This is a genomic window from Sphingobium psychrophilum, assembly GCF_012927105.1.
Lineage (GTDB): Bacteria > Pseudomonadota > Alphaproteobacteria > Sphingomonadales > Sphingomonadaceae > Sphingobium > Sphingobium psychrophilum.
Genome location: NZ_JABBFV010000002.1, coordinates 198,348 through 211,083, shown reverse-complemented (window position 1 = coordinate 211,083; position 12,736 = coordinate 198,348). Strand labels below are relative to the sequence as shown.

General features: G+C 64.8%; 9 protein-coding genes. All 9 read right to left on the bottom strand.

Going from position 1 to position 12,736, the window contains the following annotated elements:
* Nucleotides 1-60: 60 nt before the first annotated feature.
* Nucleotides 61-1,929, bottom strand: coding sequence for a bifunctional sugar phosphate isomerase/epimerase/4-hydroxyphenylpyruvate dioxygenase family protein (locus tag HHL08_RS04405; protein ID WP_328804564.1), 1,869 nt, complete (start codon nucleotides 1,927-1,929; stop codon nucleotides 61-63).
* A gap of 22 nt (nucleotides 1,930-1,951) precedes the next feature.
* Nucleotides 1,952-2,821, bottom strand: a complete 870-nt coding sequence (locus HHL08_RS04400; RefSeq protein ID WP_235954817.1) for a shikimate dehydrogenase — start codon at nucleotides 2,819-2,821, stop codon at nucleotides 1,952-1,954.
* 61 nt (nucleotides 2,822-2,882) lie between these two features.
* A complete protein-coding gene (locus HHL08_RS04395) occupies nucleotides 2,883-5,819 on the bottom strand; it encodes a TonB-dependent receptor domain-containing protein (protein WP_169571255.1) in 2,937 nt (978 codons plus the stop codon).
* Nucleotides 5,820-5,932: 113 nt separating this feature from the next.
* On the bottom strand, nucleotides 5,933-7,234 hold the full coding sequence (locus HHL08_RS04390; RefSeq protein ID WP_169571254.1) for an MFS transporter: 1,302 nt from the start codon (nucleotides 7,232-7,234) through the stop codon (nucleotides 5,933-5,935).
* 213 nt (nucleotides 7,235-7,447) lie between these two features.
* Nucleotides 7,448-8,560: a hypothetical protein gene (locus HHL08_RS04385; RefSeq protein ID WP_169571253.1), complete on the bottom strand. Its 1,113-nt coding sequence runs from the start codon at nucleotides 8,558-8,560 to the stop codon at nucleotides 7,448-7,450.
* Complete coding sequence (locus HHL08_RS04380; RefSeq protein ID WP_235954813.1) at nucleotides 8,557-9,084, bottom strand: DUF3237 family protein; 528 nt, start codon at nucleotides 9,082-9,084, stop codon at nucleotides 8,557-8,559. Before HHL08_RS04380 ends, HHL08_RS04385 begins: the two co-directional genes overlap by 4 nt.
* Nucleotides 9,084-10,676: a carboxylesterase/lipase family protein gene (locus HHL08_RS04375; RefSeq protein WP_169571252.1), complete on the bottom strand. Its 1,593-nt coding sequence runs from the start codon at nucleotides 10,674-10,676 to the stop codon at nucleotides 9,084-9,086. Before HHL08_RS04375 ends, HHL08_RS04380 begins: the two co-directional genes overlap by 1 nt.
* Nucleotides 10,676-11,668, bottom strand: a complete 993-nt coding sequence (locus tag HHL08_RS04370; protein ID WP_169571251.1) for an alpha/beta hydrolase — start codon at nucleotides 11,666-11,668, stop codon at nucleotides 10,676-10,678. The genes HHL08_RS04375 and HHL08_RS04370 overlap by 1 nt, the downstream gene beginning before the upstream one ends.
* 248 nt (nucleotides 11,669-11,916) lie before the next feature.
* Nucleotides 11,917-12,735 carry a CmcJ/NvfI family oxidoreductase gene (locus HHL08_RS04365; protein WP_169571250.1) on the bottom strand — a complete coding sequence of 273 codons (819 nt, stop codon included), beginning with the start codon at nucleotides 12,733-12,735 and terminating at the stop codon, nucleotides 11,917-11,919.
* Between the last annotated feature and the right edge of the window lies 1 nt (nucleotide 12,736).

Sequence of the window (12,736 nt, the reverse complement as noted above, 5' to 3'; positions counted from 1 at the left end):
ATTGTGAGCGTAGCGAAGCAATGACTATTGGAAGGGGCATCCTCTCAGCATGATCCGCCATTATCCTGCATCGTTAGCAGCTTTTTTATAGCGTTCCTGCGAGGCGAGGCGGATGCTGGCGTTGGGCGCGCCATAGCCTTGATAATTTTCGCGTTCGACAAATTCGAAGAAGAAGCGCTTGCGGAAGGCGCGGCTGTAGAGTTGCAAATATTCGCCAGTGCCGTCCGCGTCGTACAATATGTTCGCCTGCGCCAGGGCGACCATACGCTGGTCGTCCAGACCGAAGCGGGCGGCGATGTCGTCATGATAATTGGGCGGGATCGGCAGGATGTCTGCCCCTTTGCCGGCCATGCGATCGGCGGTCGCCAGCAGGTCTGGCGTGGACAGGGCGATATGCTGGTAACCGCCGCCCAGATTATGGTCGACGAAGCGCGACGACAAGGTGCCGAGTGCTTCGGAGGCGTTGAGGGTGACGCGCAGGGCGCCATCGGCGGACTGGAGCGGCTGGCTCAAGACCAGGCCGGAGGGGTCGATGACGTCGGCCTGGAAACTTTGTTGCAGCCCGAAAAGCGAGCGCCAATAGAGTTGCCAGGACAGATATTCCTCAATGCGGACGACGGCGGCGAGATGGTCGATGGCGAGTGGCGCGTCGTCAGGACACGCACCGGTGGGCATGAACTCGCCGTTCCACATCGCGGCTGCCTCCCCTTCCCCGATCAGATAGACGAGGCTGCCGCCGATGCCGCGCAATGCGGGGAAAGCGAGATTGCCGGGTGCGTCGCTATCGTCCACCGCGCGGATGCCCAGATGCGCGGCGCGCGCGGCGATCGCATCGCGATCCGGCACCACCAGGCCGACGGCGCAGATGGACGGGCCGTGGGTCTGTTGGAAATCATGGCCGAAGCCGTGCGGTTCGGCGTTGATGACGAGGTTGACGGAGCCGGCCTGCCAGCGACTGACCGCTTTAGCCGGGTGGATGCCGGTGCGGGTGAAGCCGAGCGATCCGAACATCGCTTCTAGCGCCGGAACGTCCGCGTCGCTGACGGCAAATTCGACAAATTCGGGGCGGACATGGGGCGGCGGCGCGGGCGCGGCGGTGGGGCGGTCGAGCAGGCGCAGCGCGGCATCCTCGACATGGCGCAGCGAGCGCAGGCCGTCGGCGGCGATGAGGTCGGCGGACCAGCCGCGGAAACGGTCGTTGAAGATTTCAAGGCTGAGCGGCCCTGTATAGCCGGTCGCCAATATTTCGGCGACATAGGCTTCGACCGGCAGGCCGCCTTGCCCCGGAAAGTTGCGGAAGTGGCGGCTCCAATAGAGCAGGTCCATATCCAGTTTCGGCGCGTCGGCGAGTTGGACGAAGGCGATCTTGTCGCCCGGAATGGCGCGGATACTGTCGCTGGGGATGCCACGCGAGAGCGAATGGAAACTGTCGAGGATGAGGCCGATATTGGGATGATCGACGGCCTCCACGATCGCCCAAGCGTCGCGATGGTCGAAGACATGGCGGCCCCAGGCGAGGGCTTCATAGCCAACGATGATGTCGTGGCTGGCGGCGAGATCGCCGAGTTGCTGGAAATCGGCGACGATGCGATTGCGTTCGCCCAGCGCATGGGGCGAGCAGTTGGAGCAAAGGAGGATGCGGCTTGTGCCGAGTTCGCCCATCAGGTCGAATTTGGCCGCCGCGCGATCAAAGGCGCGTTGGCGCATCGCGCCGGGCATCCCTTCGAAATCGCGGAAGGGCTGGTAGAGCATGCAGGTGAGGCCAAGATCATCGAGCATCGCGCGGACTTCGCGCGGGCGCAGCGGGGAGGCGATCAGGTCGTTTTCGAAAATTTCGACGCCGTCGAACCCGGCAGCGGATGCGGCGCGCAGCTTTTCCTCCAGCGTGCCGCTGAGCGAGACGGTGGCGATGCCGAATGGCAGGGTCATGACGGCCTATGCTCCATGTGGTTCAGCCCTGTAGTGCGGCGCGGAAATTGGCGCCCATGCGAGTTGGGTCCGCTTCCCGCCCGGTGAAATGGTGAAAGGCACCGACGGCCTGGAAGATCGTCATGCCGCTGCCGTCGAGGGTGCTGCAACCCGCCGCGCGGGCTTCGCGCAGCAACTGGGTTTCGAGCGGGAAATAGACGATGTCGGTGACCCATAGCCGGGGTTCGAGCAAGGCTTGCGGGATCGCGGAACCGGGATGGACGGCCATACCCATGGGGGTCGCGTTGACGATGCCGTCGGCTTGGGCGACCGATGCGGCGAGATCGTCGCCCACGATGGCGCGGCCGACGTCGTGGACGGCGCAGAGCGCATCGCAGAGCGCGGTGGCGCGGGTGGAGTCGGAATCGAACAGGGTCAATTCCTGTACGCCCAGGTCCATGAGCGCGTGGGCAGTGGCGGCCCCTGCCCCGCCGGCACCCATTTGGACGACGCGGGTCATGGCGATGCCTTGCGGCAGGCCGGAGCGGAGATTTTCGGCAAAGCCGGTGACGTCGGTGTTGTAGCCGATGCGCCGGCCATCGCGGAAGACGACGGTGTTGACCGACCCGATCTGCGCGGCTTGCGGTGACAGTTCATCGAGATGGGCGATGACCGCCTGCTTATAGGGATGGGTGACGTTGACCCCCGCGAAACCGGCCAGTTGCAGCGCGTCCAGCAGGCGCGGCAGGTCGGACCCGTCCATGCCATCGGCGGCGAAATCGAACAGGCGATAGATGAGGCGGATGCCCTGCGCATCCGCTTCGCTTTCATGCAGGCGCGGGGTAATCGAGGCCTGAATATCGCGGCCGATCAGGCCGGTGAGATAGCGCGGGACGGAGCGGGATTGGGTCAAGAGTAGCGATCCAATGAGAAAAGATGGTCCCCGTCGTGATAGGACGGGGACCAGGGAAAGATCAGAATTTGAACTTCGCGCCGACATAGAAGGACCGGCCGACCATGTCGTAGGTGCCCGCGTCCGTGCCGTTTTGCGAACTGGCGACGAAGGGGATGGCCTTGTCGAACAGGTTGGTGACGCCGCCACGCAGTTGCAGATTGTCGTTGATATCGACGGTCGAGAAGATATCGAACAGATTATAGGGCTTTACCCCCACCTGTTCCGACGCGGGCGAGGTGATGGCGCTGATGTCCCGCAGCTTGCCCTGATAGCGCCAGCGTACACCGAAGCCAAAGACATCGGAGCTGTAGCCGAGCGTGGTCAGCGCCTTCCATTTGGGCAGCGGACGGCCCGGGGTGCTGGTGCCCACGAAATCCTGCGCCGCTGAACCCGGCAGGGTCTGGACCTTATAATGGTTCAGCCAGCCGATGGCGGACGAGGCGTAGATCTTGCCCGATCCGTCGCCGATGCCGGCTTCCGACAGGCGCAGCGACCAGTTGACCTGCACATCGACGCCGTCGGTGTCGAGCGCACCGAGGTTGAGATAGGGCTGGGCGATGGCGACGAGCTGGCCGGTCGGGTCACGTTCGACCAGTTGGCAAAATTCGTTGCTGTTCGAATAGCTGCTGTTCGATCCGTCGAGATTATAGCATTTGGCGAGAACCGTCAGACCATTGATGGTGGAGATGACGTTGCGGATCTTGATATTATAATAGTCGACCGAGAAGGAGAAGCCCGACAGCCAGGGCGACGAGAATTTGGGATTATAGACGAAGCCGACGTTGAAGGTGTTCGCCTTTTCAGGGGTCAGGGCGCTGTTGCCCTGGATATTGCCGCCGGTCGCGGTGGTGGCGAACTGATAGGCGTCGATCGCCGCGGCCGGGATGCCCTGCGCCAGGCAGAGGTCACGCACTTGCGCGCCATTGGCGCCGGTACGGGCCGCCGAGCGGACGTCGCAGGGATCGCCGACCGCGAGCGGCGGGGTGCCGATGGCGAGTTGCGAGCCGGTAATGGGCGAGAAGAGTTCGCCGATATTGGGGGCGCGGACGGCCCGCTGGTAGCTGCCGCGGATCAGCAGCGACTGGACCGGCTGCCAGCGGGCGTCCAATTCGTAGCTTTTGACGCTGCCGCTGGGTTTATAGTCAGAATAGCGGAAGGCCGCACCGACGCCCAGTTCGTGAAAGAAGGGGGTTTCGGACAACAGCGGTATGTCGATCTGCGCCGCAAATTCCTTGACGCTGATTTCGCCACGGGCCGCGTTGGAGCCAACGACGCCCTCGACATTGTTGGTCACCAGATCGGAGCTGGGATCATATTTATAGGTATTTTTGCGATAGCCGCCAAGCAGCGCCAGCTGGACCGGCCCTGCCGGCAGATCGAACAGCGGACCGTTGACCTGACCCTGGATCTGGGTCTGGGTCAGCCGTTCGCTGCTGTTGATCGTCGCGGTCATATATTGCTGACATTCGCGCGACAGGCTGGTCGCGTTGGTGATGCCGAAGGGGTTGAAACCGCCCGCACAGAGCGACGCGCCGCCATCAGAGGCGTTGAGCAGGGTCTGGACCCGCGATTTCAGCACGGCATTGAACATCGACTGGGTGTGGACGGTTTCGTCATAGGCGGCGAAGGCGTCGAATTTCCATGATCCGCCGATCGTGCCCTTCAGCCCGCCCAGATATTGCTGGACCCGGTAATTTTCGTCCCAGCCCTTGTCGCCGATGCCGACATAGCGGGCGCTCCAGCGGAAGGGTGCGGCCGGATTGGCGCGCGAGGCCAGCAGGGCGGACAGGTCGGTGGGAATGAAGGGATTGGTGACCGGGATGGTGGTGAAGGGCGCGAACTGCGTCAGGCTGCCGCCGCTTTCGGTGGTAACGGTGGAATCGACATAGAGGAACTGGCCATAGGCGGTCAGCGATTCGGTCAGGTCATATTCGCCCTTGGCGAAGGCGGATTTGCGTTCGAAGGCGTTGAGGATCTGCAACTGCGGGCCGACCGGCATACGCACATTGCCGCCGACCACGGCATAGGCGCCGGTCGTTGGCCCCTTATAATTGATCGCGCCCGTCTGCGCGAACAGCGAGCCATCATTGTTGAAGCCGAGGTTGAGCGTCGGATTGACCGGCGTGGTGACGCCATAGCTGGCGAACAGGCCGTTGAGCGCCGCCTGATTGGGCAGGTTCAAGGCATTGGGCACATAGGCGCCGGTGCCGATGAAGGAGGATGGCACCTTGTCGGAGAAGAAGTTACGCTGCGACCCGGACAGCGGATCGCGTTGGCCGTAGCTCAAGGCCAGCATCAGGCGGCCACGATCGTCGGCGAATTTAGTGCCCAGCGCGAGCGAGGCGTTGAATTTGCCATAGTCGCCGCGGAAGCTGTTGCCGTTCTGAATGTCGCCACGGATGCCGTCAAAATATTTGTCGGTCTTGAAATTGACGACGCCGGACATGGCGTCCGAGCCATAGATGGCCGACGCGCCGCCGGTGATGACGTCCACCGACCCGATAATCGATTCCGGCAGGATGTTGATATCGACATTGCCGTTAATGTCCGACAGCGGCAGGCGACGGCCGTCGAGCAGGATGAGGTTGCGGTTGGAACCGAGCGCGCGCAGGTTGAGCGTGGCGCGGCCGCCCGATCCCTGGCCGCCGGTGCCGGCATTGCCCGATGGCGTGAAGCCAGGCAGCTGGTTCAGCGAATCTTCGAGCGTGATCTGGCCGCTTTGCTGGACCAGTTCATCCGAGACGGTGACGATCGGGCTGACCGCGACATTGTTCGGGCGGGCGATCAGCGATCCGGTGACGACGATGTCGGCGGTGGCCGGTTCGGCAGCAGCGTCACTGGCCTGCTCGGCCGGTGCGGCCTGATCCTGCGCCCAAAGCGGCGACACGCAGGCGCACAGCGCCATGGCGGCCAGCGATCCGCCGAGGCGAAGCTGCGTGTTGAAACCTGATGTCATGCTATCCTCCCTTTTTTATTACTAACTAGTTCGTACATAAACTGGTGCGGCCCAAGGCTGTAATTGGCCCTTTTGGCTATTCTATATGGCCACGTAAGATGACCCTGTGTTGGTCAGTCCATTTCCACCCGGCGCACATCCCCCACGATGAAGACATAAGCGGCGGCCCCGACCAGCGCGAGCACCCCGATGAAGGCGAGCGCGAAGTAGAAGGAGCCGGTCTGGCCCACGATGACGCCGACGACGATCGGCGTGACGATGCCCGCCAGATTGGCGCAGAGATTGAAGACGCCGCCGGTGAGGCCGATATATTGGCGCGGGGCGACATCGGAAATCAGGGTCCAGCCCAGATTGACCATGCCCTGCCCGAAGAAGGCGATCGACATGATGGCGATGACCAGCGTGTTGCTCTGAACGAAATTGGCCGCGACGATGGTGGAGGCCAGCAGCAGGCCCGCGACGATCGGCAGTTTCCGTCCGATATTGGCGGAGCCGGTGCGGCGGATCAGCATGTCGGACACCTGCCCGCCCAGCAAGACGCCGGCCGAGGCGGCGATATAGGGCAGCACGGCGAAGGTGCCGGATTTGAGCCAGTCCATGCCGCGTTCGGTCGCCAGATAGGTGGGGAACCAGGTGAGAAAGAAGACCAAGGTGGAGTTGCCGCAAAACTGGCCGATCGACGCGCCCAATATCTGGCGCTTGCCCATCAGCTTGCGCACATTGGCCCAGGAGAAGGGGATTTTCTCATCCTTGCCGGCGATGGCGACGCCCCCGCCCGCTTCGATATAGGCGAGTTCGGCGGCGTTGACGCGGTGGCTGTCGCCCGGATCGCGATAGCGGGCGTACATGAGCAGGCCAAAGGCCATGCCGAGCACGCCGGCGATCACGAAAAGCGCGCGCCAGCCAAAGCTGCCCACCACCCAGAACAGGACCGGGCTGAAAAAGGCCAGGCCCGCATATTGCCCCACGGCATAGACGGAATTGGCCCGCGCCCGTTCATCCTGCGGGAACCAACTGCTGAGGATGCGGCTGTTGCACGGGTAGCAAGGTGCCTCCGCCATGCCCAGCGCAAGACGGAAGCCGAACAACATCGCCACATTACCGGCCAGACCGTGGAGCAACGTGAAGAAGGACCAGAGGATCAGCGATCCGGCATAGGTGATGCGCGTGCCCAGGCGGTCGAGGAGCAGGCCGCCGGGGATTTGCGAGGCGGCATAGGTCCACGAGAAGGCCGAGAAGATGAAGCCCATCATTTCCGGCGAAATTTTGAGTTCCGCGGTCAAGGAGGGGGCGGCGACGCCCATGACGGCGCGGTCCATATAGTTGAGCAGGGTGGCGACGCTGATGAGCGCCAGCACGCCGATGCGCGCGCGGGTGGGGCGAAGCAGCCCGGCCGAGGCGACGGGCGCGCTCATGCCGCCGTCAGCCGCAAGCGGTGGGGGTGCGACACAGGGCGACCCATGCCCGAAAGGTCGGGATGACGGGCGTTCGGACGATAGATGCTGCACTGGGCCGTCAATGGCCGATCCTCCCCATCAGTCGAGATATGTTTCCCGATCTTGCAGATTCGCTTCTATGCCAAGTCGGATATGTCGGCAAGAGAAATGTACGAACTAGTTCATACAAATTTATGGCAGCGTGTAAGGGAGTTGCCGGACCGCAATCCAGTCCGCCTGATAGGAGCCGAGCCATAGATCGTCATCCACCATCACCGCCGCCGATACGCCGTTGAAGACCGGATCGGGCGGACCATAAGCGACGAGCGAAAAGCGCCGGGTTTCCGGGTCGAGCTGCGCCACGGCATAGCCGCGATGGCATAGCATGCCATCAGCGACGCCGTTGACGATTTTGCGAACACCGCCGCAGGCCGGTTCGTCGCGCACCATGCCAGCGAGCAGCAGACGGTCGCCGTCCCAATGGATATTGTCGGGCATAAATTCGGGCGCTTGTGCGCGCCAGAGCCGCCGGCGCGTGTCGTGGCGGGCATAGGCGACCACGTCGCGCAAGCCGAAAGCGATGACGTAGAAGCCGCTATCGTCGCGCGCGGTTTCCAGGCCGTTATTGCCGGGCAGTTCGGTGCCCGGCAGCAGGCGGAAGGCGCTGTCCTGCGGGCTGCGTTCATAGACACCGCCAGTGATGCGGCCGAGGACGAAATCGGTGATGCTGGTGCCGGGGCGGGTCAGCACCGTGGCAATGACCGTCCCGTCTGTGTAGGAAGCGACGGCATTGGCCACATGGCCCGGCGGCATGGCGAGGCAGCCTTGCCAGCGCAGGGTCGGTGCGCCCTCCCCGCGCGCGTCGATCGCGAAGACCTCGATCGCTTCGCGACCGCCATGGTTGACGACCAGCAGCCGCCCCTGCCCCTGTTTCTGGCGTGGCCCGGTCATGCGCAGGCTGAGGCCGCGGGCGGTGAACAGCGTCGGATCGGGCGGCGTGGCGCAATCGGGATAGCGCGGGTCGGGCGCGACTTGGTCGGACGCGGCGGTGAACCAGAGGCTGGCGCGGCGGGTGCGGCTGTCGACCAGTTTCAGGCCTGATCCGATGGCAAAACCGCTGGCGATGATCCAGGGGGTGGCGGGGATATGGGCGAGGTCTTCGGGCTTGTTCGCGCCGCAGACGAAGGCGAACTGGGCGGTGGGCGCGCAATTATCCGCGCTTGCGGTCGGCGCGTGCGCGATGGGTGTCGTCGTGCAGCCGCTGAGCAACGCCGCAACGCCGAGTAGGCGCAGCGCGCGTTTCATGTGACGCGATAGACGTGGATGCGCACCGACGGCTTGGGCGCGTCTTGCGGCGGCGGGCCGAGGGTGCCGATGAAGATCGCCTGATTGAGCCAATCGTGCGGGCCGGTGGGCGCTTCGAAACTGGGGACGGTGCGCAGATAGCGGCTGGGCGCGCCGGGGACGCGGCTGTTGGTCAGGCCGACATTGCGGACATGGATCGGCGTGCCGTCGTCGGTGCGCATCATATAATCGGCCTCGATCACGGTCCAGTTGTCGGCGCGCTGCAACTGCCAGTCCGCGCCGCCCGCCAGCACGGTGCCGCGGATGCGGGGACCGGCGAAGCTGCCGCCGGTGATGGGGATACGCCGGCGCGTGCCGAGCGGGGTCGGGCCGAACTCCTGCGTGGGTTCGAGCGTGACGATCGCTTCATAAACGAAGTCGAGGCCCGGCGCGTCGGCCGTAGCCCAGGATCGGGTCGGCAGGGCCGATGCCGCGACCGCTCCGCTAATGGCGGTCAGGACATGGCGTCGATCGATCATCGCCATCAGTCTCTGATCCGCGGACGATCGGTCGGTGGCGCGGCGTCGCCGAACAGCGGCCAATCGGCGAAATGCGGCCAGGGGATGACGCTGCGCGTCTCGCCCAGTTGCCGCAACTGCGGTTTCGCGCGCGTGAAGGCGGGCCAGTTCGGGCCGGGATCGCCGGTGCGGGCGAAGGCGATCAGGCGATCCATCATCTCGGTCGAGAGGCTCTGGTCCACCGCGGTCCAGTCGCGGGTGATGCGGAAGCGGTTGAGGCTGTCGAGGGTGCCCAGCCAATAGGGGATATCGGCCGAATGATAGGCGCCCACGGTCGCGGGATCATGGTCGGCGAAGGGGACGCCGGGGCGATAGGGATGGACTCGGGTGAAAAAATAGGCGTGGACGGGCGCCTTGCCGGTTGCGGCCTGCCCCAGCGCCCATTGCGCCATCTGGGCGTTCAGGGTGGAGTCGCGTTCGATATCGCGGGCCTGCCGCTGCGCCTCCTGCGGCGTGCGGGCGGGGTAGCGTTGCAGGATGGTCGCGGCGTTCGCGGGAAAGGCGCGGCGGACGGCGGCTTCATAGTCCGCCACGGTGGCAATGGGTCCCAGCGAGCGGAAGCTTTCGTCGCGGGTGAAGCCGAGCAGCAACGGCACGTCATTCTGGCGTCCGGCGGCAAAGGCGCTGGCGGGCGGTTCCGCCACCACATCGCCGTCGATCACGATCGGGCGGCGGCGCACCGGCGCAGCGCGGGCGATCAATTGGTCGGCGGGCAGATCGCGCATCTGTTCGATCGACTGGGCGCCCAGCGCCTGTTGCAGCGCCAGCCCTTCGGCTTCCGCCTCCTTGAGCGGAGCGGCCTGGCCGACGCCGCCGAACGCACCGCCGCTTATGCCGACGGCGCGGTGGAACAGGCCCTTCGTCATGGGGCTGGCTTGCAGCAGCGATACCGCCATCGATCCGGCGGACTGGCCCGCGATCGTGACCTGGCCCGGATTGCCGCCGAAGCCGGCGATGTTGGCCTTGATCCATTGCAGCGCCGCGACCTGATCCTTCAGGCCGTAATTGCCCGACTTGCCGCCATTTTCGGCGCTGAGTTGCGGGTGCGCGAGGAAGCCCAGCGGGCCGACGCGATAGGCGATCGCGACATAGACCACGCCCTTGGCGGCAAGCGAGTCGCCGGCATAATTGGCCATCGACGCCGAACCGATGTTGAAGCCGCCTCCATAGATCCAGGCGACCACCGGATAGCCGCCAGCGGGCGCGGGACCGGGCGGCGCCCAGATGTTGAGGTAGAGGCAATCCTCGCTGGTCGCTTCTTCCCCGAAATAATGGTTGATATTGCGGGCGCGCAGCGGCTGGATACATTCCGGCGCAAAGCGATCGGCGTTCCAGACGCCGTCCCAGCGGGTATGGGGTTGCGGATCGCGCCAGCGCAGGTCGCGCACCGGCGGCGCGGCGAAGGGGACGCCGAGCCAGGCGCGCACGCCCGATGTGAGCGTCTTGCCCGCGACCAGGCCGTCGGTCGTGCGGACGGGGTCGCCAGCGGGGCGTTCCACGATTTGCGCCGGAGCGGCGGACGACAGCAGCAGTCCCAGCGCCAACAGGAGCCGGCGCATTATTTGCGGCCCTTCAGATGCGTGTCGAAGAAGCGGAAGGTGAGATCGAGCGCGCGCAGCGAGGCGGCGCGGGTGGCCGCCGCATCCGCGCCGATCCAGCTATGGCCGACGCCGGGAATGATATCCAGCGTGACGGGGACATGGGCGGCCTTGAGCGTGGCGGCGAGTTGCTGCGACTGGGTGACGGGCACGACCCTGTCGTCCGTGCCGTGGATCAGCAGCATCGGCGGGTCTTTGGCGTCGACATGGGCGGCGGGGCTGGCGGCCTTTACGCGGTCGGCCGGGCAATCGGGCTTCACGCAGTCGAGATAGGCGTTTTCCGCGCCCGCGATCGCCCCTGGCATGGTGGCGAAATCATAGACGCCGTACCAGCCGACGCCGGCCTGCACGCAGTCGCTTTGGGTTGGGTTGCTCTTGTCCTCGCCGGTCGGCGCGCCGCCGCACTGGAGCGCGGCGAGCGCGGCCAGTTGCCCGCCGGCCGATCCGCCCCAGGCGGCGACATGGGCGGGGTCCAGCCCGAAGCGCGCGGCATTGGCGCGCAGGAAGCGGATGGCGGCGCGGACATCATCGATCGCGGCGGGGAACGGCGCTTCCTTCGACAGGCGATATTCGAGCGAGGCGACGATATAGCCGCGCGCCGACAGGTCGGCCAGCACTGCGGGGAAATCGCTGAATGCGCCGGATTGGCGGGTATGGCCATTCGCCCAGCCGCCGCCGTGGATGTATAGGATGAGCGGAAGCGGGCCGGTCTGAGCCGCGGGGCGGTACAGGTCGAGGATGATCGGGCGGTAGCCGGGGATGACGGAATAGGCGATATCCGCATTGACCGTGACGCCATTGGCGAGGGTCAGGATGCGATCGGGCATCGGATCGCCCAGCGCCGGTTCGGGCGCGGTGGCCGGCGTTGGCGCCTGCGCATGGACCTGTCCATGTGCCGCCAGCAGCGCCAGACCCAATGCCAAGCCCAATGATAGCGCGATACGCTTGTGCATTTTCCTCTCCCATCCACGATTCTTGTGCTAACTATTTCGTACATAGATATCACCGGCTATCGCGAAGGCAAGCCCGGTGATGACGCGCATCATAGCGCGACGGGATAGGACGATGATCCGTAAGCACGCATGATTAAATGGTTATGTTTGCTACTTGTTCGAAGGACCGGGCGGCAGAAGGCCCGGCTGGTGGGCTTGGCTTTTGGGGCGTCGAATGGGCGTGTCGCGACAATCCTACGCCTCCTGCGTCAGGCGTACCAATAGGCCACGCCGCGCATTTCGACGCTGCTGCGCGGCACCACCTTTTCGGGACATGTGGGATCGTCGAAGGCACCGTGCGGGACATGGCTGGGATGGTTCGGGTCGGTGTCATGCGTCTTGAAGATCAGCGCTTCGTCTGGCGTCATGTCGGCGAAATAGGCCCAGCGTTGCGAGGGATTATAGCGCAGCACCCAGGCCTCGAACGAGAAGACCACCTCGCCGTCGCGGTCGAACATCGCCCAGGCGGGGAGCAGGTCATCGCGGGCGACGGACGCGGATTCGCAGACCGCCAGCGGGACATCCTGCGGCGGCGGCGTGATCGCGCGCCATACATTGTAGCGGGCGATGCGCCGGATCGTGCGTCCCTGTGGCGCCTGGCTTTGTGCATTGAAGAGCGCGCCGGTCGCGTCGCTGATATCGACATGCACGTAACGCGCGGGCCGCGAATTATCGAGCGCGCCGGAATCCCCCGACCGCTCGCCAAAGCGCAAAATGGCGCGGCCGGTCACTTCGACATGGTCAGCGCCCGATATATGGCGCAGCAGGTCAACGATCTCCGTAGGGTGGACCCGCTCGACTTCGGATTCGTCCCGAAAATCGGTGATCGCGCTCTTGTGCGGCACCAGCGCAAAGCCTTCCCTTTCCAGGGAGGGCGGGGTCGCCCGGTGGCGCATATTTTCGATTTGCACGGCACGCTGCGTGACGTTCATGCGGTCGCGCCGATTATCGTTGGCGAAAAATTCCATGCGCTGATCCAGCAATTCGCTGAAGCCCAGGGTGCTGGTGACGGTGTGGCGGTCGGCCATC